Genomic DNA, 23,142 nt, shown 5'->3' with positions numbered 1-23,142 from the left:
CAATGAGTAGTAGTAAAGCATTATTCAAAGCTTTTAAAGAGTCCAATATTCAAATGGCCGGACATGGTAAGCGAAATGTGAAAGTTCTTAAAGAAGCATTTCACCAAGTTGATGGAAATCTAGAGAGTGACATTTACGGAAGCGGGAAAATTATTGAGGATTTCCAGAATAAAATGGCTGCTCTTTTAGGTAAGGAATCTGCCGTATTTTTCCCGAGTGGTACGATGGCTCAGCAAATCGCTTTACGCATTTGGTGTGACCGTAAAAATGTGAAGAAAGTCGCTTATCATCCTCTCTGTCATTTAGAGATTCATGAAGCAGATGGCTTGAAAGAACTGCATCATATTGAGACTGTTCTGTTAGCAGATAAGACCAGAGTGATCACCTTAGAAGACGTAATGAATATGGAAGAAAACATCGCCTGTTTATTGCTGGAATTACCTCAACGAGAAATTGGAGGGCAATTACCTGACTTTGAAACGCTAGTAGAAATATCGAAGTATTGTCGTGAAAAAGGGATACAGCTGCATTTAGATGGTGCACGTTTACTGGAAATTCTTCCGTATTACCAAAAATCAGCTGCTGAAGTTTGTGGTTTGTTTGACAGTGTCTACATCTCTGTTTATAAAGGAATCGGAGGTATCGCAGGGGCGGTGCTTGCAGGTGACAATGATTTCACACAGGAATCGAAGGTGTGGAAGCAACGTTATGGTGGGAATTTAATAAGTCTCTATCCATATATCATTTCGGCGGATACTTATTTAGATCAACGTGTAGACAAAATGGACCAATATTACCGTGATGCTAAAGATTTAGCTAACCGATTTAATTCCTGTCATGCGGTGACAACAATCCCTGCCATACCTGTTTCAAACATGTTTCATGTACATTTTGATGCTTCAAAAGAAGAGATGGAACATGTCTTAAAAGAAATTATGGAATTTTCCAAGGTTGGTATCTCGGGTTATGTAAGAGAAACAAGTGATCACTCTTGTTATTTTGAAGCGAGTCTTGGTGATCAGTATGAAAGCATTACTGAGGATCAGCTGAACTCTGTTTTTGGCAAGCTGAACGTACAGATGAAGAAAATTAAAAATTGATGACATGAATTAACCTCCCAGTTCCTTTTTAGGTACTAGGAGGTTTTATTTTTCATTATTAATTCCCTCTTTTACGTTCTTCCTGTTCCCATCTTCTTAATGCAGGGAAGGGATCATAAGCCCATTCTGTACGACCATTAAATTTATACATACCGTAATGCAGATGCGGTGGAAAGCGACCAGAAGTCCATTTTTTCCCGTACCCTGAACTGCCTACATATCCTATAATCGTGCCTGGTTCAATAATGTCGCCCTGTTTGACTTTTTTGTTAAAACTCGATAAATGAGCGTAATAATGATAGGTATTATTTACATCTCGTATGCCAACTCGCCAGCCACCATATTCATTCCAACCCATCGTTTCAATCATGCCATATGTGGTGGATTTAACAGGCATTCCATAGGAAGCAAACAAGTCTGTACCTTCATGAATTCTTCTGCCACCCCATCCACGACGATCTCCCCAAGTACTTCGATAGCTATAATCTTGTCTAAGTGGAAGCGGGAATGCATGCTGATCTAAGTTGATTGTTTCAAAATGCTGATAAATCTTCGCTGTTGTCAGGATTTGATTAACAGCCAAATCATTCTGATAGTAATTCTTAACGGCTTTTTTAAAGTCCTTTTCGCTATGTCCTTGTACATTCAATAACTCGACAAGCGTCCCCATCACATCGTCATCGTTCTTCCGGTCTGCTAGCCCATCACCATTAGCGTCCACACCATTCCCATTAAAAAAAGCGATGGACAGGGAGTAATTATCATCTCTTTGTGGATTAAGTGGACCTACCCAGTAGTCATCTGAAAATTGCATGGCGACAATTCCGTCTCGCTTTGGTAGATCTCTCCGTACTTCTTGGATATTCCGTTCATACTGATCAATTGCGGCTAAATAATACCATGGCAAAATGTCGCTCGAGTAATTTATATAATAGGCCATTCGCTTTTCCAACACTTGTTCTCTCGTGGGTTGCTGTTCATACGCATATGCACCAGAGGAAAGTAGTAAGAAACAGGCACTAAGTGTAGTTAATCGAAGCCATCGATTCAATCCGTATCCCTCCAAAGGTCGTGATGTCTTGTAGTTTTCCCAGGAAAGATATTTTCATGAATGAATTATGAAATTGGCTATTCTTTTTTTTGACAAGCTTTAATAAATGCTTGAAATATGGCCACGGACGAAAAATCATTCTTTTTGAACATGCCTTCAGGATGCCATTGAATACCTAAAACAAAATCATGTTCTTTGCTCTCAAGCGCTTCAATTAATCCATCATTGGCAATTGCACAAATTTCAAAAGCTTTAGGAATTTTTTTAACTGCTTGATGGTGAAAACTATTCACTTTTGCCAAATCGCTTTGTAAAATACCATGAAGCAAAGTTGCTTTTTCGATTTGAATAAAATGCGAAGCGTGATGGCGAGGAGCCAATTGAGTATGTTGTAAAAGTGGTTTATCAAATTGAGAATATATATCTTGATAAATATTTCCTCCTGCCGCAATGTTAAGAATTTGAATTCCTCTGCAAATTCCTAAAATGGGTTTATTCAGTTGTAACATTGCTTGAGTTAGGGCAATTTCAAAGTTGTCTCTTTCCGGAGAGACATTGCCCAGATGTGGAATTGGTTCTTCGAAAAATAAAGTAGGGTCGACATCACCGCCACCAGTTAAAAGTAATCCATCCAATAAAAGTGCGATAGACTGAACATCCTCATCGTTTAGATTGGGCAACACAATTGGTAAACCGCCAAACGAAGTAATAGCATCAAGATAGTCTGTTGAAACAGATAGCACGTGATCCTTTAAATTTGTTGATACGCCAATAGTAGGTTTCAAAATGAATCGTCCTTTCAAGCTAAGGTCGTTCATTTTATGTATAAATTCTCTCATGTATATGTAAAAAATGAGAAAGTAAATATGTCGATAATAAGATAACAGGAACATGTCAATTCAATGACATAAGGGCTTATTGGTTTAATTCCTTTCATAATTTCGTTAAGATGCAGGCTAGGCATTAAATACATGCGTTAGATTTGAAAGGAGATTTTCATCCATGAATTATAAAAAATACTTACTTCCTTTAGCTGCAGGTGCTCTGGCACTTGGATTAACAGCTTGCAGTGAAGAAGATAAATCAGCTAAAGAAGAATCACCTAAAGAAGAATTAGCGCAAGAAGAAACAAAAGCCCCATCTGAACAGGATGCAAAAGCTGCAGCAAAAGAAATGGAAGCCAACTTAGCTAAACAGCAAGTTGATGAAAAAGAAATCGTAGCGATCGTTAATAAAGAAGAACTTACTGGTGCACAATATAACGAAGCATTGGCTTCGATTCAAGGTCAAATGCAACAAATGGGTCAAGATCCTAATAGCAAAGAAGCAGCAGAGCAATTAAAAACGCAAACGATAGATTCACTTGTGAATCAAACGTTAATTCTTCAAAAAGCAGAAGAAGCTAAAATAACAGCTTCTGAAAAAGAAGTTGAAGAGCGTTATGCAACATTTGAAGAGCAATTTGGTGGAGAAGAAGCCATGACAAAAGCACTTAAAGAACAGAACATGGAATTAGGAACATTAAAAGAGCAAATCGCCCAATCCATCGTTTTTGAAAAATATCAAAACAAAGTAGTACCTGCGGCTGAAGTGACTGATGAAGAAATTAAAGCCTATTACGATCAAGCAGCAGCTCAATCTAAAGAAGCGGGTCAAGAACTACCTCCTCTTGAAGAAGCAAGTAAAGAAATCAAAGGAGTCTTGGAACAGCAACAACAACAAGAAAAGTTCGCTGCACATGTAGAAGAAATAAAAGCTGATGCTGAAATTGATGTAAAAATTTAATCATCGGTTATTTTGGAAAGACACCTTCCGCAATGGAAGGTGTCTTTTTTGTGATTCAAAATAGGGGAGAGTTTATCATTGTTCTCTTTTCTTACGTTGGTTTTGCGTCATAGGCTCATGCTTTGGATTTAAATTCCCTAACTCAGCTAATTCCATAGAAATTTCTTCTCTTTGTGAAGGAGTTCTTTTTCTAGAACGTAATGTGAAATCAGTAAATGAAACCGTCTTATTATTGACTCCATTTTGATAATCTTTTTTCATGAAAACTCTCCTTTCAAATTTCGAATCCTCCTTATCATGAGTTAATTCATGCGAATAATGTATGCCATTTTATATGTAAAAACAATGAGTATATTGATATTATTGGAAATGTAACCAAATACATGTATTATCGTCTAATGATATGAGGTGATTGCGATTGAATTTAAGAAGGATTGTTCTTATTATCATGCTTTTGGGAGGTTGTTCAAATGAATTTAACAATACACATAAAGAAATGCCTGCCGATTTTGATTTCAGTCTAAAATATGGCGTAAATGGCAATGGAGAAATCAATACATTTAAGAATTTTATCGTAAAAGATTTAGTCAAAGATGGAACCGTTCAAGCAAGTTTAACTCTGAGTGAACAAGACATGAATGACATCTACAACGAAATGATGAATTTAAATATTATGAAAGAACTAGAATTAAAAAATGAAGAAGGTTGTCACGTTGAACCGTCAAGTCTGTCAGTTTGGGAAATCCATATGAATGGCGAGACAAAGAAATTTAGTTACCAAAGTTATTGTGAAACACCACCTGATGTACTCAAGCTATATCAACTTGAGGAATTTATTCGAAAAATTATTACCCAAAAAGAAGAATATAAGAAGCTTCCAGCAGTTAATGGTGGTTATGAATAATGTTGTCACACCGGAGGTTAAGAAGTATGACTAATGTTGGCGATCTGCAGCCACATAATGCAATATGGGCGCAACAATTTACTGAATTAAAAAATGAATTTATCATTGAACTGGACAGTTTGATCGTTGCAGTTGAGCATGTGGGAAGCACGTCAATCGAAGGGATTTCTGCCAAACCTATTTTAGATATAGATATTGTCATCAATGATGTTAGCCTATTCCCACAAGTATGTGCCAGATTAGAAAAAATGGGCTATATCTATCAAGGTAATCAAGGAATTGAAGGACGAGAAGTCTTTAAGATTAATGGTAATGAATTATTAAACATAAATAAACCTCCACACCATCTATATGTATGCTCATTAGATAGCAAAGAATTAAAAAGGCATTTGGCATTTAGAGATTATTTGCGACAACATCCGGACGAAGCCAAAGCGTATGAGGTCCTCAAAAAATCCTTGGCAGCCACCGTTAACACAAGAGAAGAATATACAGAAGGTAAAACCGAGTTTGTAGCATCGATTTTAGAGATGACGTTAACTACTTATTGTTTGCCATTTGAAAAATCCACTTCTTCAAAATGACTTGGGAGGTTTGCAATGTACTACGAAATAAATAAAATTCAATTTTATTATGAGACCATTGGTGAGGGGATACCAATCCTTTTCTTAAGTGGTTTTGCCAATGATCTCTCCATTATGAAGAAAAATTTTGAACCATTTTTTAAAAGTGATGAGAATTGGCAAAGAATTTATGTAGACCATCCTGGCGTCGGAAAGACTAAATTATCTGGAACAATAGACATCGAAGATTTATTGGATGGTATCAAATCATTTGTTCAATCGGTTACGAGAGAAAAAGAGTTTTTAATTGTTGGCGCTTCATTTGGCGGTTTTATAGCAAGGTATTTAGTTGATGTTTTCAAAGAGAGAGTTAATGGTCTTTTCTTATTGTATCCGTTAATATCACATAAATTCAGTGAAGCAACTATTGAGAAAGATGTAACTGATCGTATCAATATAGTGACGACCAACCAGGAAATCGAAAGTGAAATTCAAGAAGAAGCGAAAGAAGCTATGCAGAACACCAATTTTCTTTTTTTAGAAAATCTAATCACACAAGCACAAGAGTTTCATTTAGAAATCGGCGAATCTTTTTTTAATAAGCCGGTCTGTATTCTGACGGGTAGACAGGACTCTTCAGTCGGATATAAAGACGCCTTCAGTCTAATAGAGAATTATCCTAAAGCTACGTTTTGTGTTCTTGATAATGCAAGCCATAATTTGCACGTGGAACAAAAAGAGCTTTTCAGTATATTTGTTGAGAATTGGTTAAGGAGAGTTGCAAATTTACAAGTTAATTAGAAATATAACAATGGGGGATTTAAAAATGACACATCAACACCCAAAACATATTATTGCAGTTTCGGCATTTATCACTAATGAACGAGGAGAAGTGTTATTAGTTAAAACACATTGGCGTACAGATACATGGGAGTGTCCTGGTGGTCAAGTTGAAGAAGGTGAAGCTTTAGATCAAGCTGTAATCAGGGAAGTTTTTGAAGAAACAGGAGTCGTGATTAAACCTCTCGGGATTACTGGAGTTTATTATAATGCAACAAAACAATTGTTGTCTGTTGTATTTAAAGCTATATACATAAGTGGAAATATTAAGATTCAACCCGAAGAAATACAGGAAGCTGCATTTATAAAGTTGACAACGGATAATATGGAGGAGTACATCACGCGACCTAATATGATATCGCGAACGCTTGATTCAATGAATGCGGAACACTTCACGCCTTATGAAACATTTGAAGTAGGTCCGTATAATTTACTTGGAAGATTAGAAAACTTAGTTTAATTAGAAATTTATTTGAAGGATCCTTTTGGGTCCTTTTTTTCGTTTAGTAAAGTTTGTAAAAATCGAATTTGACCTTTAGAGTAATTTAAATTACGATATAAAGTAATTAATGAAAAACGGGAGGGAATCGTATGGACACCATATTTTTAAAAGATAGGTTTAATGAATTGCTAAATGCGTTTAATAATGCAAAAACGTTTGAAGAGCAAAATAATTCCTTTAAAGAACTCAACAAACATCGACTGCTATATGAGGGAACAAAGAACTTACGAATGCTTAACCATTACAGTGATTTAAATAATGTAAAAGCTCAAGAAGAATATGCAGCTATTCAACAATCAGAGCCAATGTATCTTTCATTAGTAAATGACTATTATGAAACGATTTTATCGGCGACATTTAGAGACGACTTGGAGAAAATGTGGGGTGAGCAGCTTTTTAAGTTAGCGGAAATAAAAATAAAAACATTTAATAATGAAGTAGCTGAAGAAATAGAGAAAGAAAACAAATTGATTTTAGAATACCAGCAAATTTTCAAAAAAGCAGAAAGTGTTTTTAGAGGAGAAAGCATATCACTTTCTTCACTAATTCCTTATATTTTTTCGTCAGATCGCAGTACAAGAAAAGAGGCATTTGAATCAAAGTATCTATTCTTTCAAAAAAACGAGAAAGAGTTTGATCGAATTTTAGATGAATTAGTTAAAGTTCGACATCAAATGGCTTTAAAATTAGGATATCCATCGTATATTGAATTGGGGTACCATCGCATGCACCGTACAAATCTCAATCAAGGTGACTTCAAAAAATACCGTAAGCAAGTTAAAGAAGTAGGAGTTCCATTAGTTAACCATCTGCGTCATAAGCAAAAAGAGAGATTACAAGTTGAGAAGTTAACATACTACGATGAGCATGTATACTTTCAAACACCTGCACCTAAACCGGTGGGGGATTACCAACAAATTTTGACTACATATCGTCATGTATTTGATGAGTTATCTCCGGAGACTTCATCTTTTTATAATGAAATCATGAGGTATGGTCATCTGGATGTTCAAAATAGACCCGAGAAGACGGGTGGTGCATTTGCGACTTACATTGGCCAAGAGGTGGCACCATATATGTATTGCAACTTTAATGGGACGTCAAATGATGTTCGTGTATTTGCTCATGAAGCGGGCCATGCATTCCAATTTTATATGACTCGAGAGAAACAAATTCACGAATATATTATTCCGTTTGATTCTGCAGAATTGTTTTCATTTATAATGGAGCGCTTAGTTTGGCCTTGGATGGAACAATTTTTCGGAGATGAAGTACATCGATATAAATATGAACATCTAACTCAAGGGGTTATGTATATGCCAATAGCATCTGTGGTTGATGAGTTTGAACACTTCTTATATCAATATCCAAAAGCGACAGCACTAGAACGGAAACAACAATGGCGAAAGCTAGAACAGGAATATATGCCGGAAAAAGATTACGATCAAAATGAGTTTCTAGAACGGGGCATGGGATTTTGTGAATACGGACATATCTTCTCTACACCTTTTTACTTTATTGATTATGACTTGGCACATTTTTGTTCCTTACAGATGTGGATGAAGCAACAAAAAGAAGGAGTACCACCAGTTCAATCTTTTATCAGTATGTGTGAGAGTGGGGGCAGCTTATCGTTTGAAGATTTGCTAGCACGTGCCAATCTGATGTCTCCTTTTGAAGAAGGTAGTTTAACGACTATACTTGAGGAAGTACAAGTGTGGTTAAATAACGTGGACCATCACAATTTTTAGTTGGAATTAGGAGTTGAGAAATGTTGAAAGACATTCGATTAAATGCAGAATTATTACGCAGAAAAGTTCCGAACTTAACGGTGGCAGCAAAATCCATTGGGATTCGACCAGCCACCGTCTCGAATCTATGTACAGGAAAAATTGATCTTGGTAAGGCGGAAGTACGAACATTAGTTGGTTTAGCCACTTTAGCCAACTGCACAGTGGATGAACTGATCTTAAGAGAGGTGAAGTTGAACATGATACCAACCCAAATTAAAGTGTTAGATTTTTTCGCACCCTTGGTTGCTGGAGGAACAGTAGGGATCGTTGCTCGACCAGGCATGGGGCAATTAGTTATACTAGCTGAGTTGTTACAACGTTTGAAAGAATCTACATATGAAACGATATTATTAATGCCTGAAGCAACTTCGAGTGATATGGAGGAATTAGCTGGGCTAGCTAACTACGTGGTCCATTCATGTGAAGAAGCACTCGATATGATGACTAAATTAGACTCGGAAATTGTATTTATCACGGATAGAAGTTATTTAATTTCAGGAGATTTGTTAGATTTACAGGACCGTCTTGTTCACCAAGCGACGAGAGAAATTACAACGATTTTAGTAGATATATCAGGAGACGTCGTTGATGAAGAAATGCCATATGGTCCTCTTGAAACTTTGTGGCAATTAGATGCTGATTTAGCAGCGAGACATCTATATCCTGCTGTTCATCCTTTACAATCTACATCTTCAATTGTTGAAGGGATCGATTTGGATCAAAAACATTTTTCTTTACGACAAAGAGCACAACAACTTCTCCGACGTTATAAAGAATTACGTTCGTTTGTTAATGTTCATGGGAAAGAGCGACTTCAAGAGAAAGATATTACAATTTTTAATCGTGGTGAATTACTTGAATCTTACTTTACTCAGCCTTTTTTCGTTGCAGAAGCTTTTACAAAACAAAAGGGGTTAGAAGTGTCATTAACTGAAACTTTGCGCGACGTTGAAATTATTTTAGATGGAAGGGTAGATACCCTCAATCCTGAACAAGTACGTTATATCGGTAGTATTCAAGAATCTATGTTATAATGAATAAATGGAATTAACTGTATATCGCATGAAATACCTTGCATCTTCTAGAATCTCGCCTTAAGGCTGTTAGTGTTCTACAAGAATGTCTAGGTATTTTTTTTGTGATATTTATTTTTCTTTCATGAAAAATGGATGGAGGAAAACTAAATGAAGAAGACAGCAATTATATACTGCGAGAATCATTTTGGAACGATGGATGGGAAAACAGCAAACGGTTTGATTCGAAGCTCCGGCAAATATCAAATCGTTGGTGTGATAGATAGTACGAAGGCAGGCATGGATTCAGGAGCAGTGCTTGAAGGGAAAGAGAATGGTATTCCTATGTTCGCTAATGTAGAAGATGCATTACTAAATTTATCTAGCGTTCCAGATCAATTTATTTATGGGATTGCACCAGCCGATGCATTTTTGAAAGAAAATGAACGCAATGTTATTTTAGAGGCAATGAAACAAGGGATGAACATTGTAAATCCACTTCAGGAGTTTCTAACAGATGATGAGCAATTTGTTCAAGCTGCTCTTCACTTTAGAGTGGGAATTGAAGATGTAAGGATGCCTCCATTAAAAAAAGATTTACATCTTTTTTCAGGGAGAATCCTACAAATTGATACACCAATCGTTGCTGTATTAGGAACAGATGGTGCAGTTGGAAAAAGAACAACTTCTGTTATTCTTGAAGCTGCCCTACAAGCAAAAGGTTTGAAAGTAGCTTTTATTGCCACTGGACAAACCGGTCTCATTCAAGGAGCTAAGTATGGTGTAGCAATTGATGCTATTCCTTCACAATATATTACGGGTGAAATTGAAAATGAAATAATGAAAGCATATGACGATGAAAATCCAGACATCATCATCGTTGAAGGACAAGGTGCGTTAAGTCATCCTTCCTATATTAGTTCTAGTGGGATCTTAAAAGGTTCAAGACCTGGCGCTGTCATTGTTCAACATCCACCAATGAGAAAAGTGCTTGGTGATTTTAACTTTATGCCAATGCCTACTGTTAAAAGTGAAATAGAACTAATTGAAAATTTTTCGGATTCCAAAGTCGTAGCGATTACAATCAACCATGAGAATATGACAGATCAAGAAATTGAAGATGTCGTTGTAGCTTATGAAAATCAACTTCATTTACCAACTACTGATGTATTAAAACACGGGAGTGACAAGCTTGTTGAAAGCGTTCTTGCAGCGTTTCCTCAATTAGCTAATCGTCAAAAGAAAGCGCTTGTAAATTGACTCATTCTGAATTGCCTCGAATCGAAATAAACCTAGCGAAAATAGCTCATAATGCTGAAATGCTTTTAAAAATATACGGTTCTAAAGGAATCGAATTAATGGGTGTTACTAAAGGTGTATGTGGGAGTCCAGAAATTGCTAAGGTTCTAGTCGGGAAGGGGATACAAATGCTTGGAGATTCTAAAGTGAAGAATCTGAAGCGGATGCACGATGCGGGTATCAATGCAGAGTTTGTTTTATTGCGATCACCTGCATTAAGCGAAATTGAAAAAGTCATTCAAACGGTGGATGTGAGTTTAAATTCTGAACTTATTGTTATGAAACAACTTTCTGAAATGGCACTTAAACATCATGTCCTTCATAAGGTCGTCCTGATGATTGAAATGGGTGATTTAAGAGAGGGTATATTGCCTGAGAACGCAGTAGATGTAGTGCGAGAAGTTTTACAACTTAGAGGAATACGTTTAGTTGGCATTGGGGCAAATTTTGCTTGTTTCGGCGGAGTTAAACCGACTGAAGATAAGATGAATCAACTTTCTTTACTAGCTACTCAAATAGAGTCTGAGTTTAATATTACTTTGCCATATGTTTCTGGGGGTAATTCAGCGAACTACAGTTGGTTTATTAAGGCTGAAGACTCGAATCGGATTAATAACTTGAGAATTGGAGAATCGATTCTTTTAGGTAGAGAAACGCTCTATCGTGAGGCAATACCGAATTTATTCACAGATGCATTTACTTTTGTAGTTGAAGTAATTGAATCGAAAATGAAGCCTTCAGTTCCTTATGGAGAAATTGCTCAAAATGTTTTAGGTATATCTCCTGAATTTGAAGAACGAGGAGAAATCAGAAGGATTATTCTTGGTGTTGGATTTCAAGATGTGTTGATTTCTGGGCTTACACCGAAATTAAATATTGATATTCTCGGATCCAGTAGTGATCATACGGTCATGGATGCGAAGCAGGAAGCTTTGCAAGTAGGCGATGAAGTAAGCTTCTCCGTGAATTATGGTGCATTGTTAACACTTATGACTTCAGAAAATATAAGTAAAAAATATATAAACATGTTAACTCCACATGTTGTGGATAAATAAAAAAAGCACTCGGTTCAAATCCGAGTGCTTTCTTCCGTTATGAGGTTAAAGTTAAACTTTTAATGATCGTCTGCGAATCTCTGATTCTAGTAGACTGATGAAATCTGAGCTTAATTTTAACTCTTTTGCTTTGTAGTAAGACTCTACTAGTAATTCTGATGAAAGATTACTCATTTTAAAAAGGCACCTCCGTTTAATAGTTTTATTTATAGTTTGAATTTTAAATTGATATTTTGGATGTACATTTAATCTATCAAAATAATTTCCAAAGAACAACCGTTCTGTTATCCACAGTTTACAGTGGATAACTTGTGTTTAAGTTGTGTATAGTTTCTCAAACCGTATATTTAGCAGCACTAAATATGTGTATAAAGTTATCCACAGTTTTGAAAAATGCGAAATTTGTCGAAACATTTTTTTGGGAATTGGAAAAATAATTGGTAATATTAATAAATATTCAGGACATTTAATAGTTATTATCTAAAAATACAGACTTTTCTAATAACTTACTCATTTTTATTCACCGGAAAAGTGACTGTTCTTTTTAATCTACGTTAAGGTGAATGTTGTGTATTGTCGAATATAGGAATAAAAATTGATGGTATTAGACAAAAGTATTGGAGGATTATTTGTGATATTTCAACAAAAGGATTTGGTTTTAAGAGAATTAATGAAAGAAGATGCCGCTTTATTAGCCAAATGGCTTTCAAATCCAGCTGTGTTAGAGTTTTATGAAGGAAGAAACAATCCATTCGACTTGGCCAAAGTACGTCAAAAATTCTTCAATCAAAATGACGCTGAAACAAGATGTATCATTGAATTTGAAGGGAAAGAAATCGGTTATCTTCAATTTTATGAACTAGATCAGGAAGCTTTTTCAGAATACGGACTTGAAGCTTCGAATGAACGAGTTTTCGGCATGGATCAATTCATTGGAGAAGTGGATTGTTGGAATCGAGGTATAGGTACGAAAGTGGTGTCCGCTACGGTTCAATATTTATTGGAACAAAAACAAGCAGACAAAATCGTTATGGATCCTCAAGTGGTTAACGAACGCGCAATTGCTTGCTACGAAAAGTGTGGATTTTTAAAAGTGAAGGTTTTACCGCAAAAAGAACTTCATGAAGGCGAGCTTCGAGATTGCTGGCTAATTGAATATACGAAATAAGTGAATAGATAAACGGCAAAAGCATAAACGCTTTTGCCGTTTTGTTATTTCTTTATAAAATGATCTCTCTTCATCACATATGTGTTGGCCATTAAATCATGTAAACCACGTTTTTCAGGATGAAAAATAATTAACAAAAACCCAGCAAAAAGAATAACAGAGCTAACAAAGGAAGCTAGATAACGACCAGTGGAACGGAGTAAGGAAATTCGATTTCCTTGTACATTCACTATTTGTAGTCGCATAACCAATTTTCCAAGTGTTGCTCGTAAAGGAGTGGCGGGTAAAATGATGTAATACGCAATAGTTAATATGTAAAAAAGACTTTGTTCTTGTGCTAAATCCATCCCCACATTCAGTCCTGAGACAACTTCCATTGCTTCATCCGTTGTTAACCCTATTAATTTTCCTAATCCTAATAGAAGAATGGATAATATGATGAAATCTAAAAATGATGCGAAGAATCTGCTCCAAAATCCACCGAATTCAGGATGAAGTACATGCTGTCTGATGCTCATTTGATTTCCTCCAAAATGTAGTGAAATTAGTAGTGCTTAAACAAATTGAATATAAGACGAAATGGTGCTGAAAAAAGAGACCACAAAATTTGTCCTACAACTTCACCCCAAATATAATCTCTCAGTGAATGATCTTTTTCCTTCTTTTTCTTCTCCATTAGATTTGTCTCCTTATGTCTAACTTCGTTAGTTGATTTACGTATTTTATTATGTAAAGTTTCAAATTACTACTATATGTTTTGAATTAACATTTTTGATTCATACTAATCTTAGTTAGAAAATGAGTGGTTGTGAAACTGGCTCTTCGAATTGGTACAAGTCTAGTGAAAGTTACGAATGCTATAAAAATAGCGATGTAAGCATCTGAAGTTGCTCCAAAACAGACATGACTTTTCAAAGTTGAAAATCTATCAACAAAGTAGGGGGATTATATGGAGAAAACTAGTAAACATGTGAAAGCGAGTTTGACAAATCAATCGAACTATTCATCGAGAAATTTGTGGGGAGGCTTTCTATTTGGACTCGGGGTTGTCGCATTTATTGATGAGACAGTTTTTCATCAATTGCTACACTGGCATCATTTTTATGATAAATCTACAACGGACATAGGACTCGTTTCGGATGGGTTATTTCACTCGTTTAGTTGGTTTGCCACTATTGGGTCAAGCTTTATGCTAGCGGACCTTAATCGAAGACATGCTTTTGTGATGAAACGCTGGATTGGTGGAGCATTATTAGGGGGTGGGACATTTCAACTTTATGATGGAACGATTCAGCACAAACTTATGCAGATTCATCAAATTCGCTACAATGTCGATATTACGCCGTATGATGTTGTGTGGAATATTACGGCTTTAGGAATGATTATCGCAGCCTATTTCCTTTTGAAGAACACAAACATAAGATCGGAGGAACATCATGCATTCAAATAACCATCTACCTGAACCGATTCTTTGGTTACAACTGATCGCCGTATGTATGATAGCCATCGGTTTATATTTGATTGCCATGGTGATCTCAAGTAGACGCTATAAAAAGTCATGGTCTATGTGGAAAGCTTTTTCGTTTGGCCTTGGTGTGGTGTTTATCCTTAGCGCCATCATTGGACCACTCGCAATGAAGGCTCACTCAGACTTCTATGCACATATGACTAATCATTTACTGCTGGGGATGTTCGCTCCGATATTAATCGCTTTTGCATCACCAGTAACTTTATTTTTACGAGTGCTTGACGTTAAAACAGCAAGACGTGTAACTGAATGGATGAAGAGTTGGCCGATGCTATTGTTAACACATCCATTATTTGCAGCTTTGATTAGCGTTGGTGGACTATGGATTTTATACACATCTAGCTTATATGCCCTCATGCAACAAAACGTCCTGTTGCATATGTTCGTGCATGTTCATGTGTTTATCGCGAGTTATCTATTTACGATTTCCATTATTTCTTTTGACTATCTTCCTCATCAATGGAGCTTTCGATTCCGATCAATTGTTCTCTTATTAGCCCTTGCTGCCCATGGGATATTGTCTAAGTATTTATACGCCCATCCTCCAGAAGGCGTTTCAAGAGTAGATGCGGAAAAAGGTTCAATGTTGATGTATTACGGAGGAGATGCAAGTGAAATCCTGCTTATCCTCATTTTCTGTACACAGTGGTATAAATCAACTAAACCACGAGTATCCACAGGCACTCATTCCTTTGTATGAAGTAAAAGCAATCGGGCAATCTAAAGTTGTTTAGAACAAACTCGCATTGAGTGATGAAGGGGAGAATTAAAAATGTCTAAGAACAGAGAGCCACATGAAAAAATGACCACTCAAAGTAATGGTCTAACAAAAACGCAAGAAGTTTTGTACCAAGAAGAATTCAAAAAAGCAGATCGTCATTCGAACAGAAATAAAATAGAAGTTACCAACAAACAAAAACAGTAAGAACGCGGAGGACGCTTTCGCGGGCATAATAACTATCCAAACTATTTTATATGGGAAGTGGTCGGCTATTTCTGAAGACTCCTGCGGAAAAACGAAACACGATAGACCCCACAGGCAACGAATTGTGCACAATTCGTTTGCGACGAGTAACCGCAGAAGCATAGGTTTTTAACAGCTGAGGAGGCTGGCGTTTAGTCCGCGGAAAGCGTCCGTCGCAATGGAAATCAACATTTTTTTTTCAAAAGTCGAAAATGCTCTTTAGTGAGAATCTAAAGAGCATTTTTTCTATGGCTTTAATATGAACTTGATGCTTTCGTCTTCATGGTCATGAAATGTTTTGTAAGCTTTGCTCGCTTCTGCTAAAGGTACTTTATGTGTAATGATTTCTCTTGGGTCGAATTCGCCTTTAGTAATCTTATCGAATAATAAAGGCATGTAGTGTATGACAGGGGCTTGTCCCATTTTTAGTGTCACATTGCGTTCAAAGATATTTCCTAAAGGGAACATATTATATAGAGAACCATAAACTCCTGTTAGTTGAATGGTTCCAAACTTACGAACTGCATTTAAGCCAATATCAATAGCACTCAAAGTGCCACCTTGAAGCTTTAATTTTTGTTCGACTTTTTCTACGATCGAAAGTTTCCCATCCATCCCCACACAATCGATGACAATGTCTACGCCGCCATTCGTTATCTCCTTAATATGTGCACCCATATCTTCAAATTCATCAAAATTAAACGCTTCTACATTGTTCATTTTTATCGCATGTTTCAATCTGTAAGGTAAGTGATCAACTGCAATAACACGTTTTGCGCCTTTCATCCACGCAAATTTTTGCGCCATTAAGCCGACAGGACCAGATCCTAAAACGGAAACCGTATCCCCTGGCTTTACCCCTGCATTTTCAACACTCCAATAAGCAGTGGGAAGGACGTCTGATAAAAAAAGAAGCGATTCATCTTCGAACTCGCAAGAAGGTGGAACAACGAAAGGCATAAAATTTCCATAGGGCACTCGCAAATATTCTGCTTGCCCGCCCGTATAGTTGCCATATCTTTCTGTAAAACCAAAATATCCACCTGTATCAACTTCTGGATTATCGTTTGAATTATCACACTGACTTTCTAAATCATGCTTACAATAAAAACAAGTTCCGCAAGAAACGTTAAACGGTAAAACCACACGATCTCCTTTTTTCACTTTGGTTACTGTTGGACCTACTTCTTCAACAATGCCCATAGGTTCATGACCAATAACATAATCTTTTCTTGTCGGAAGGGCTCCTCGATAAATGTGGAGATCCGATCCACAAATGGCAGTTGAAGTGATACGAACGATAATGTCATCTTGTTTTTCTAATTTGGCATCTGGTACTTCTTTAACCTTAATATCCTTTGTGCCTTGAAAAGTGACTGCTTTCATTTATATCCCTCTTTTTCAGTTTGGATGAATTTCTTCATTTATAGCTGGATCTTTCGTAACTTTTCGATACGGATCGTTTATCACTTGTTTATTTAATTCATTAATCGAAATGGAATCGACTGTTTTCATGTCATCATGCATATCGAAGAGACTTATCTTATCAGTCATCACTTGTTCAGGATTATCCATGTAAGGTCCTAAAGCCAATTTACGATCTTCTTCTGAAAACACTTTTTTGTCCATTGAATGACCATCCTTTCGTGAAATAAACCCATGACGAGCCAATGCGCATCGCCATGGGTAAGTGAATAATATTACTTCGCGACTGTCGGTGCGTAATGAAGTGGTGGGGGTACGAGCCAAGCTTTTTCTTTATTTAAACGTAGTAATTTGGCACCGAATAAAGCTTTGCTTGCATGGAATTGTCCAAACATCAAGGCAATATCTTCACGTATAGCTTGTCCCATAACTAAGCTACATGCGACTAGACCTTGAGCTGCATTCACTGATACAACGGCACTGATTTCAGGGTCCATGAATCGTGCGCCGACCGGAATTTCCTCGGCAGAAGCAACCGGTCGATCTGGTAAGGCTGGAGGCAAAGCAATACCATTTTCTTTTAAAAGTTCACCAATCGATTGGTTTTCATCTTTCATGGTTCTTACAGCTTCTTCAAGCATCGATTTAAGTTCTTTGTCACCTGCATGATTGATGAATGCTTGATAAATAGACAACAAACCGTTATTCGATATCATATAAGACCAAGCACCAAAAACTTCACCGTCATGTAGGGGTTCGTCTTTCGAATTTCCAGATAAAATGCCCAACTATTTTCCTCCTTTTGAATTGCATCGAGAATGTACAAAAATTCGTACTGACTTATGTTGTGTCAGTTTCTAACCAATATGCAGATGAATTTCAGGAAAAAAATAAGGGCAAAGAAAAAAGACTCGAGAAGGTGTTTTTCTCAAGTCCATTTTAATAAAAATACATTAAGCTATTTCATGTCCTTTTGACACTTGGAAGATGTCGAACCATTGTTCGCGGGTTAGTGTGATATCAAGTGCGCGAACTGCTGATTCAATCCTGCTCAATTTGCCTGAACCTACAACTGGAATAATGTGAGCTGGATGATTTAATAACCAAGCATACAATATTTCGTCTATATCTTGAACGCCGATTTCACCCGCAATTTTAGTTAACGTGTTGCGTAAAGTCAACGAGCGTTCATCTTTGCTTGAAAAAATAGATCCTCCAGCAAGAGGTGACCATGCCATAGGTGGAATTCTTTCTTCTTGGCATAAATCTAACGTTCCATCTTCGAAATTTTCAAGATGAACTGCTGACAATTCGATTTGGTTTGTTAGTAACGGGAAGTCTAAATAGGATTGGAGCATTTTGAAATGAGAACGTTTAAAATTCGAAACGCCAAAATGCCGCACTTTTCCTTCGGTCTTTAGTTGAATAAAAGCTTCTGCCACTTCAGCAGGATTCATGAAAGGATCCGGACGATGAATTAATAATACATCTATATAATTTGTTTGAAGATTTTTTAAAGATTGTTCAACTGATGCGATGATATGTTCCTTACTCGTATCATAAGACTTAATCGAATGATGTGGTCTGTTTTCTGAAATAAGTTTTATGCCACATTTCGTCACGATTTCCATCTCGTTTCGCAGTTCGGGTTTAAGTGCTAATGCTTCACCAAATATTTTTTCGCATGTATAGTTCCCATAAATATCGGCATGATCAAAAGTGGTAATGCCTAATTTTAAACAATTTTCAATATGTACAACTAAATCATTCGTTGACATGTCCCAATCGGAAAGACGCCATAATCCATAAACAATTCTAGAAAAAGATAAGTCCTCTGTAAGTTCTACTCGTTGCATAATCATTCTCCTCTCTCGTTTATTGTATACATTTCATGTTTTATTTTCATTCATAAGAAGTTTGTTGCGATGATTCACTTCATCTATTAGTTATAAGATTTCATGGTTATTGGTACAATTAGGATATAGATTGGTGGTGCTTTTTCGATTGAAACGTAAATTTGGCGATCGTTCCGAGTGGAAAAGAATACTTGATAGGACTTATGTGCAAACCTATATGGAAGCTCCAGAATTTAAAGGGCATATCACGTTACTACACTTAAAAAAAGTGGCTGCACCTCTGACAGTTCGATATGATGATCTTCATATCTGCTTAGCTGATGACGGTTATTTCTGGCTTCAACATTTTCCGGCAGACCAAAAATATTCCGTAACAACCATGTTTGATGATAAGGGTGAGATTGTCCAGTGGTACATCGATATTTGTTATCAAATTGGTTTTGATCAAGTCCCATGGTTGGATGATTTATATTTGGACTTAATCGTTTTCCCATCCGGAAAAATAATTCAAAAAGATCGTGATGAACTAAATGAGGCTATGACTCAAGGAGTTATAAATAAAGTTCTTTACAATCAGGCATGGGATGAGGCAAATCGTATACTACATCTTATACAAAAAGATAATTTTCATTTGCTTCACCATTCTGCAAAACATAAAAAAATGTTAGAAGAAAAAATGTAAAGCATCTAAATCGTACAATTGAAAGGAAGGATTTTATGGCTTTTGACAAAACCGCACTCAATACTTGGTTTCATCAATTTCCTTTACTAAAAAAAATCGTCTCTTTGGAGCCTGTTGTCTGGTTAAATCCGAACCATCTTCCAAAAAGTGAGATGGATTCTCTTCCAGTTACTCGTGATGATATGAATGAAGCAGCTGATTTATGGGATCGATTCGCTCCTTTTCTCGCATTAGCTTTTCCTGAAACGAGAGAAACAAATGGTATCGTAGAATCCCCATTGCGGTTAATTGCTACGATGAAAAATGAACTGAATAGTTGTTATGTTGCTCAAATTGAAGGGGAATTATTTCTGAAGTGTGATAATGAATTGCCTATTGCCGGATCTATTAAAGCGCGGGGCGGCGTGTATGAAGTTCTTTATTATGCTGAGCAACTTGCTCTTGAAGCGGGTTTAATACAACAGGATGAAGATTATTCGGTATTTTGTCATGAGAAATTCACATCATTTTTTAAACAGTTTACAATAGGCGTGGGTTCTACAGGTAATTTAGGATTAAGCATTGGGATTATCGCTGCTAAGTTAGGATTCAATGTTTCTGTTTACATGTCTTCAGATGCAAAGCAATGGAAGAAGGATTTATTGCGTGCAAAAGGGGCCACTGTCATTGAATTTGCAGGAGATTTTGGAGAAGCGATTTTTGCTGGTCGAGAACAAACAAAATTAAATCCAAAAGGTTATTTTGTGGATGATGAAAATTCTAGACATCTCTTTTTAGGGTATAGCGTAGCGGCTCTTCGGTTAGAGGAACAGCTCGCACTTGAAAAAGTTAAGGTAGACCGTGATCATCCTCTCTTTGTATATTTACCTTGTGGTGTTGGGGGATCTCCTGGTGGTATCGCTTTTGGTTTAAGACAGGTTTTCGGAGACCATGTTCATTGTTTCTTTGTCGAACCAACACATTCACCAGCAGTTTTAATCGGTTTGTTAACAGGAGAGAAGGAAAAGGTTTGTGTCCAGGATTTTTGCATTGATAATATTACAGAAGGCGACGGGTTAGCTGTAGGTCGGCCTTCCAGCTTTGCATCATCCATTAGTGAAAAGACCATTAGTGGAATGTATACACTCGAAGACGATGAGTTGTTTAAGCTGTTAGCTCTACTTGCAGACAGTGAAGGTATTCAAGTGGAGCCTTCTGCTGCTTCGGGTTTATTAGGTCCATTGAATATGATATCAACAGATTATTTGAATGAACACCAACTGAAAGAGAAGAATGCTACACATATCGTTTGGGCAACTGGTGGATCGTTAGTGCCCCGTGAAGATATGGACCTTTTTTATGAAAAGGGAATTGAATTACTAAATAAAAATTTGTGAAATCGCTTCATACAATCAAGTCAATCTGAATTGGAGAATTTTTATTCAGAATAGGTTTTGGCATTTTGGTAATCCTACATTCGTATGTTTTTTCAGAAAGGAGGAGACTAAATATGCCTAAAAACACACCTAAACCAGATAACCGTTCTGATAATGTTGAAAAGCTTCAAGATATGGTGAAAAATACAATTGGCAATATGGAAGCTGCTGAAGAAACGATGGCATTTTCTGATGGGAAAGAATTAGAAGCCATCCGTGAAAAAAATGCTCGTCGTGAAGCAAGTATTGAAGGTTTCCGTGAAGAAATTAAAGATGAAACAGAAGCTCGAAAAAATGGAAAAGTATAAGTAAGTTAAAAAACAGTCGAGAAGCACTAAGCTTCTCGACTGTTTTCATATTATCCTCTAAATGATTCAATTTCTTTCATTAAACCACTTAAACTTCCAGTAACTTGCTTTAACTGTCGTGCAAGTGTTATCGATTCATCAGCCTTTGAAGAATCAAATGAGGATTTATTGGAAGAATAAATAGTGTAAGGGAGGTGTTCAATTCATGCATCAAAATCTGAACGAGAAACCAATTGAAAATAGAACGAATGTTAATGAAGTAAAACAACTAAATTCAACTTCTGGTCTAACCTATAATGAGGTGAAACAAATGTTAGTACAGAAAATCAGAAATCCCGATGAGGAAGAATTAATTGATAAAACTCAATCATTTATGAAAAATAATTAGGTTCTAATTTGGTCAAAAGCAACTTAACTCTTTATTGGGTAAAGTTGCATTTTTTTTTTTTGATTAAATGTGGTTTATCAAATTCAAAAAAAGTGAATACTAGTTAAAAATCTAGTTAATAGAAAAAAAGAATTGCATCTATGTTTTTCATATGAAAGAGGGAATGAATTATGAACTTATCTGTCAAAATTATTATTGCGTTAGTGTTAGGTGCGATTACAGGTATTTTATTAAACGTGTTTGCTCCTGATTTATTTCCACCGTTAGATAAATATCTTTTTTCACCAGTTGGTAAAATTTTCATCAGTTTAATCACCATGCTTGTGGTGCCGATCGTATTCATCTCGATTGCACTAGGAACAGCAGGACTTGGGGATCCAAAGAAGTTAGGGCGAATTGGCTTAAAAACAATTAGTTATTTCCTAGTTACTACTTCTGTGGCAATCGTCATTGGAATCGGTTTAGCTTACTTACTTGAACCTGGAAATGCAGGGACATTTGAGACAGAGGGATTAGAGTATAGCTCGGAAGAAGCTCCACCTATATCTGAAACGTTATTAAATATTGTGCCAACCAATCCAATCCAATCATTTGCAGAAGCTAATATGCTCCAAATTATTGTATTCGCGATTTTCGTTGGATTTGCACTGGCTATGTTAGGTACGAAAGTTGATAAAGTTCATGAACTTTTAGAGCAAGGTAATGAAATCATGATGTATCTTGTAAATCTAGTTATGAAATTTGCTCCATATGGAACATTTGCTTTGCTTGCTTCTGCCATTGGTACACAAGGTTTAGATGCGATTAAAGCGATGGGACTTTATATGATTGTCGTTGTCCTGGCCCTAGTTATACATGGACTCTTCACATACGGTTCATCGATTCTATTATTAGCTAAGCAAAATCCAATTAAATTTTTCAAAGGTTTTGCACCAGCTATGGGAGTTGCTTTCAGTACATCAAGTAGTAATGCAACGCTTCCAGTTTCAATGAGTGTGGCACAAAAGAATCTTGGTGTTCCAAAAGCAATTTCAAGTTTTGTTCAACCATTAGGCGCAACAATTAACATGGATGGAACAGCTATTATGCAAGGTGTAGCTACAGTATTTATAGCTCAAGTTTATGATGTGAATCTTACTTGGACAGCACTATTAATTGTCGTAATGACAGCGGTTCTAGCAAGTATCGGGACAGCAGGTGTCCCTGGTGTAGGACTAATCATGCTCGCAATGGTATTAAGTGCAGTTAATCTACCTGTTGAAGGTATTGCTTTGATTATCGGTATTGACCGATTACTAGATATGGCCCGCACCGCGGTTAATATCACAGGTGATGCAGCATGTGCTGTAGTCGTAGCTGAAACGGAAGAACGTGCTGGTAGAGTTTAATAAAATAAAAAGAGTCGACTTTGTTATCAAAGTCGGCTCTTTTTTGTTTTTATAGGTAATTTTAATATAGACTGGACTCCTACTAAAGAGAGTTTGAAAAATATCCTTAGTTGAC

General features: G+C 36.5%; 28 protein-coding genes. 19 read left to right on the top strand and 9 right to left on the bottom strand.

Features of this window, described 5'->3' with window-relative positions:
* The first annotated feature begins 2 nt into the window (after nt 1–2).
* A complete protein-coding gene (locus tag AC3EA5_RS09295; RefSeq protein ID WP_488608070.1) occupies nt 3–1,100 on the top strand; it encodes a threonine aldolase family protein in 1,098 nt (365 codons plus the stop codon).
* A gap of 58 nt (nt 1,101–1,158) precedes the next feature.
* Here the strand turns inward: AC3EA5_RS09295 and AC3EA5_RS09290 are convergent, their stop codons facing one another.
* Both AC3EA5_RS09290 and AC3EA5_RS09285 read right to left on the bottom strand, forming a co-directional pair.
* Nucleotides 1,159–2,151 (bottom strand): M23 family metallopeptidase, encoded by a 993-nt coding sequence (locus AC3EA5_RS09290; RefSeq protein WP_488608069.1) that lies wholly within the window; start codon nt 2,149–2,151, stop codon nt 1,159–1,161.
* Between the two features lie 77 nt (nt 2,152–2,228).
* The gene (locus tag AC3EA5_RS09285; RefSeq protein ID WP_488608068.1) at nt 2,229–2,936 is read right to left on the bottom strand and encodes a gamma-glutamyl-gamma-aminobutyrate hydrolase family protein; all 708 of its coding nucleotides are present in this window, start codon (nt 2,934–2,936) and stop codon (nt 2,229–2,231) included.
* Between the two features lie 217 nt (nt 2,937–3,153).
* Between AC3EA5_RS09285 and AC3EA5_RS09280 the strand changes: the two genes are divergently transcribed.
* Nucleotides 3,154–3,936 carry a SurA N-terminal domain-containing protein gene (locus AC3EA5_RS09280; RefSeq protein ID WP_488608067.1) on the top strand — a complete coding sequence of 261 codons (783 nt, stop codon included), beginning with the start codon at nt 3,154–3,156 and terminating at the stop codon, nt 3,934–3,936.
* Between the two features lie 75 nt (nt 3,937–4,011).
* Here the strand turns inward: AC3EA5_RS09280 and AC3EA5_RS09275 are convergent, their stop codons facing one another.
* Nucleotides 4,012–4,197 (bottom strand): hypothetical protein, encoded by a 186-nt coding sequence (locus AC3EA5_RS09275; protein ID WP_394188914.1) that lies wholly within the window; start codon nt 4,195–4,197, stop codon nt 4,012–4,014.
* Between the two features lie 157 nt (nt 4,198–4,354).
* Here AC3EA5_RS09275 and AC3EA5_RS09270 point away from each other — a divergent pair, with 157 nt between their 5' ends.
* The 8 genes from AC3EA5_RS09270 (at nt 4,355) to AC3EA5_RS09235 (ending at nt 11,905) form a co-directional block, all read left to right on the top strand.
* Nucleotides 4,355–4,840 carry a hypothetical protein gene (locus tag AC3EA5_RS09270; RefSeq protein ID WP_488608066.1) on the top strand — a complete coding sequence of 162 codons (486 nt, stop codon included), beginning with the start codon at nt 4,355–4,357 and terminating at the stop codon, nt 4,838–4,840.
* A gap of 26 nt (nt 4,841–4,866) precedes the next feature.
* A complete protein-coding gene (locus tag AC3EA5_RS09265; RefSeq protein ID WP_488608065.1) occupies nt 4,867–5,424 on the top strand; it encodes a GrpB family protein in 558 nt (185 codons plus the stop codon).
* Between the two features lie 15 nt (nt 5,425–5,439).
* A complete protein-coding gene (locus AC3EA5_RS09260; RefSeq protein ID WP_488608064.1) occupies nt 5,440–6,204 on the top strand; it encodes an alpha/beta fold hydrolase in 765 nt (254 codons plus the stop codon).
* A gap of 25 nt (nt 6,205–6,229) precedes the next feature.
* A complete protein-coding gene (locus tag AC3EA5_RS09255; RefSeq protein WP_488608063.1) occupies nt 6,230–6,703 on the top strand; it encodes an NUDIX hydrolase in 474 nt (157 codons plus the stop codon).
* 131 nt (nt 6,704–6,834) lie between these two features.
* Nucleotides 6,835–8,496 (top strand): M3 family oligoendopeptidase, encoded by a 1,662-nt coding sequence (locus tag AC3EA5_RS09250; RefSeq protein ID WP_488608062.1) that lies wholly within the window; start codon nt 6,835–6,837, stop codon nt 8,494–8,496.
* Nucleotides 8,497–8,519: 23 nt separating this feature from the next.
* Complete coding sequence (locus tag AC3EA5_RS09245) at nt 8,520–9,572, top strand: ATP synthase beta subunit C-terminal domain-containing protein (protein ID WP_488608210.1); 1,053 nt, start codon at nt 8,520–8,522, stop codon at nt 9,570–9,572.
* A 150-nt stretch (nt 9,573–9,722) separates the two neighbouring features.
* A complete protein-coding gene (locus AC3EA5_RS09240; RefSeq protein ID WP_488608061.1) occupies nt 9,723–10,811 on the top strand; it encodes an N-acetyltransferase DgcN family protein in 1,089 nt (362 codons plus the stop codon).
* A complete protein-coding gene (locus AC3EA5_RS09235) occupies nt 10,808–11,905 on the top strand; it encodes an alanine/ornithine racemase family PLP-dependent enzyme (protein ID WP_488608060.1) in 1,098 nt (365 codons plus the stop codon). The genes AC3EA5_RS09240 and AC3EA5_RS09235 overlap by 4 nt, the downstream gene beginning before the upstream one ends.
* Nucleotides 11,906–11,956: 51 nt before the next feature.
* Here AC3EA5_RS09235 and sda read toward each other — a convergent pair whose 3' ends face one another.
* Nucleotides 11,957–12,079 (bottom strand): sporulation histidine kinase inhibitor Sda, encoded by a 123-nt coding sequence (gene sda / locus AC3EA5_RS09230; protein WP_394188921.1) that lies wholly within the window; start codon nt 12,077–12,079, stop codon nt 11,957–11,959.
* Between the two features lie 457 nt (nt 12,080–12,536).
* Between sda and AC3EA5_RS09225 the strand changes: the two genes are divergently transcribed.
* Entirely contained in the window at nt 12,537–13,073 is a 537-nt protein-coding gene (locus AC3EA5_RS09225) for a GNAT family N-acetyltransferase (RefSeq protein ID WP_488608059.1), read from the top strand.
* 44 nt (nt 13,074–13,117) lie between these two features.
* On the opposite strand, the gene AC3EA5_RS09220 is transcribed toward AC3EA5_RS09225, so the two are convergent.
* On the bottom strand, nt 13,118–13,591 hold the full coding sequence (locus tag AC3EA5_RS09220) for an RDD family protein (RefSeq protein WP_488608058.1): 474 nt from the start codon (nt 13,589–13,591) through the stop codon (nt 13,118–13,120).
* Nucleotides 13,592–14,022: 431 nt separating this feature from the next.
* On the opposite strand from AC3EA5_RS09220, the gene AC3EA5_RS09215 reads away from it, so the two are divergent.
* From AC3EA5_RS09215 to AC3EA5_RS09205, 3 genes are all read left to right on the top strand, one after another.
* A complete protein-coding gene (locus tag AC3EA5_RS09215; RefSeq protein WP_488608057.1) occupies nt 14,023–14,523 on the top strand; it encodes a DUF2243 domain-containing protein in 501 nt (166 codons plus the stop codon).
* Nucleotides 14,510–15,301 carry a cytochrome c oxidase assembly protein gene (locus tag AC3EA5_RS09210; RefSeq protein ID WP_488608056.1) on the top strand — a complete coding sequence of 264 codons (792 nt, stop codon included), beginning with the start codon at nt 14,510–14,512 and terminating at the stop codon, nt 15,299–15,301. The genes AC3EA5_RS09215 and AC3EA5_RS09210 overlap by 14 nt, the downstream gene beginning before the upstream one ends.
* Nucleotides 15,302–15,373: 72 nt before the next feature.
* Nucleotides 15,374–15,526, top strand: coding sequence for a YfhE family protein (locus AC3EA5_RS09205; protein ID WP_488608055.1), 153 nt, complete (start codon nt 15,374–15,376; stop codon nt 15,524–15,526).
* Between the two features lie 285 nt (nt 15,527–15,811).
* Here AC3EA5_RS09205 and AC3EA5_RS09200 read toward each other — a convergent pair whose 3' ends face one another.
* The 4 genes from AC3EA5_RS09200 to AC3EA5_RS09185 form a co-directional block, all read right to left on the bottom strand.
* Nucleotides 15,812–16,951, bottom strand: a complete 1,140-nt coding sequence (locus AC3EA5_RS09200) for a zinc-dependent alcohol dehydrogenase (protein WP_488608054.1) — start codon at nt 16,949–16,951, stop codon at nt 15,812–15,814.
* Nucleotides 16,952–16,966: 15 nt separating this feature from the next.
* Nucleotides 16,967–17,194 carry a hypothetical protein gene (locus AC3EA5_RS09195; RefSeq protein WP_488608053.1) on the bottom strand — a complete coding sequence of 76 codons (228 nt, stop codon included), beginning with the start codon at nt 17,192–17,194 and terminating at the stop codon, nt 16,967–16,969.
* 71 nt (nt 17,195–17,265) lie between these two features.
* Nucleotides 17,266–17,778 (bottom strand): DUF3231 family protein, encoded by a 513-nt coding sequence (locus AC3EA5_RS09190; protein ID WP_488608052.1) that lies wholly within the window; start codon nt 17,776–17,778, stop codon nt 17,266–17,268.
* Between the two features lie 165 nt (nt 17,779–17,943).
* Complete coding sequence (locus AC3EA5_RS09185; RefSeq protein WP_488608051.1) at nt 17,944–18,846, bottom strand: aldo/keto reductase; 903 nt, start codon at nt 18,844–18,846, stop codon at nt 17,944–17,946.
* A gap of 148 nt (nt 18,847–18,994) precedes the next feature.
* On the opposite strand from AC3EA5_RS09185, the gene AC3EA5_RS09180 reads away from it, so the two are divergent.
* The 5 genes from AC3EA5_RS09180 (at nt 18,995) to AC3EA5_RS09160 (ending at nt 23,027) form a co-directional block, all read left to right on the top strand.
* A complete protein-coding gene (locus AC3EA5_RS09180; RefSeq protein WP_488608050.1) occupies nt 18,995–19,528 on the top strand; it encodes a ribonuclease FAU-1 family protein in 534 nt (177 codons plus the stop codon).
* A 35-nt stretch (nt 19,529–19,563) separates the two neighbouring features.
* Nucleotides 19,564–20,904 carry a D-serine ammonia-lyase gene (gene dsdA, locus AC3EA5_RS09175; RefSeq protein ID WP_488608049.1) on the top strand — a complete coding sequence of 447 codons (1,341 nt, stop codon included), beginning with the start codon at nt 19,564–19,566 and terminating at the stop codon, nt 20,902–20,904.
* Nucleotides 20,905–21,017: 113 nt separating this feature from the next.
* Complete coding sequence (gene tlp, locus AC3EA5_RS09170; RefSeq protein ID WP_488608048.1) at nt 21,018–21,251, top strand: small acid-soluble spore protein Tlp; 234 nt, start codon at nt 21,018–21,020, stop codon at nt 21,249–21,251.
* 205 nt (nt 21,252–21,456) lie between these two features.
* Entirely contained in the window at nt 21,457–21,639 is a 183-nt protein-coding gene (locus tag AC3EA5_RS09165) for a hypothetical protein (protein WP_488608215.1), read from the top strand.
* Between the two features lie 170 nt (nt 21,640–21,809).
* The gene (locus AC3EA5_RS09160) at nt 21,810–23,027 is read left to right on the top strand and encodes a dicarboxylate/amino acid:cation symporter (RefSeq protein WP_488608047.1); all 1,218 of its coding nucleotides are present in this window, start codon (nt 21,810–21,812) and stop codon (nt 23,025–23,027) included.
* Nucleotides 23,028–23,142: the final 115 nt, after the last annotated feature.

It is taken from the genome of Paenisporosarcina sp. (genome assembly GCF_057785155.1).
This window is presented reverse-complemented; position numbering and strand designations above follow the sequence as displayed.

Excerpts from the sequence above, each read along its gene's own strand:
- AC3EA5_RS09295 (WP_488608070.1), top strand. The coding sequence starts at position 3 with ATGAGTAGTAGTAAAGCATTATTCAAAGCTTTTAAAGAGTCCAATATT.
- AC3EA5_RS09280 (WP_488608067.1), top strand. The coding sequence starts at position 3,154 with ATGAATTATAAAAAATACTTACTTCCTTTAGCTGCAGGTGCTCTGGCA.
- AC3EA5_RS09275 (WP_394188914.1), bottom strand. The coding sequence starts at position 4,197 with ATGAAAAAAGATTATCAAAATGGAGTCAATAATAAGACGGTTTCATTT.
- AC3EA5_RS09265 (WP_488608065.1), top strand. The coding sequence starts at position 4,867 with ATGACTAATGTTGGCGATCTGCAGCCACATAATGCAATATGGGCGCAA.
- AC3EA5_RS09260 (WP_488608064.1), top strand. The coding sequence starts at position 5,440 with ATGTACTACGAAATAAATAAAATTCAATTTTATTATGAGACCATTGGT.
- AC3EA5_RS09255 (WP_488608063.1), top strand. The coding sequence starts at position 6,230 with ATGACACATCAACACCCAAAACATATTATTGCAGTTTCGGCATTTATC.
- AC3EA5_RS09250 (WP_488608062.1), top strand. The coding sequence starts at position 6,835 with ATGGACACCATATTTTTAAAAGATAGGTTTAATGAATTGCTAAATGCG.
- AC3EA5_RS09240 (WP_488608061.1), top strand. The coding sequence starts at position 9,723 with ATGAAGAAGACAGCAATTATATACTGCGAGAATCATTTTGGAACGATG.
- sda (WP_394188921.1), bottom strand. The coding sequence starts at position 12,079 with ATGAGTAATCTTTCATCAGAATTACTAGTAGAGTCTTACTACAAAGCA.
- AC3EA5_RS09220 (WP_488608058.1), bottom strand. The coding sequence starts at position 13,591 with ATGAGCATCAGACAGCATGTACTTCATCCTGAATTCGGTGGATTTTGG.
- AC3EA5_RS09215 (WP_488608057.1), top strand. The coding sequence starts at position 14,023 with ATGGAGAAAACTAGTAAACATGTGAAAGCGAGTTTGACAAATCAATCG.
- AC3EA5_RS09210 (WP_488608056.1), top strand. The coding sequence starts at position 14,510 with ATGCATTCAAATAACCATCTACCTGAACCGATTCTTTGGTTACAACTG.
- AC3EA5_RS09205 (WP_488608055.1), top strand. The coding sequence starts at position 15,374 with ATGTCTAAGAACAGAGAGCCACATGAAAAAATGACCACTCAAAGTAAT.
- AC3EA5_RS09200 (WP_488608054.1), bottom strand. The coding sequence starts at position 16,951 with ATGAAAGCAGTCACTTTTCAAGGCACAAAGGATATTAAGGTTAAAGAA.
- AC3EA5_RS09195 (WP_488608053.1), bottom strand. The coding sequence starts at position 17,194 with ATGGACAAAAAAGTGTTTTCAGAAGAAGATCGTAAATTGGCTTTAGGA.
- AC3EA5_RS09185 (WP_488608051.1), bottom strand. The coding sequence starts at position 18,846 with ATGCAACGAGTAGAACTTACAGAGGACTTATCTTTTTCTAGAATTGTT.
- dsdA (WP_488608049.1), top strand. The coding sequence starts at position 19,564 with ATGGCTTTTGACAAAACCGCACTCAATACTTGGTTTCATCAATTTCCT.
- tlp (WP_488608048.1), top strand. The coding sequence starts at position 21,018 with ATGCCTAAAAACACACCTAAACCAGATAACCGTTCTGATAATGTTGAA.
- AC3EA5_RS09165 (WP_488608215.1), top strand. The coding sequence starts at position 21,457 with ATGCATCAAAATCTGAACGAGAAACCAATTGAAAATAGAACGAATGTT.
- AC3EA5_RS09160 (WP_488608047.1), top strand. The coding sequence starts at position 21,810 with ATGAACTTATCTGTCAAAATTATTATTGCGTTAGTGTTAGGTGCGATT.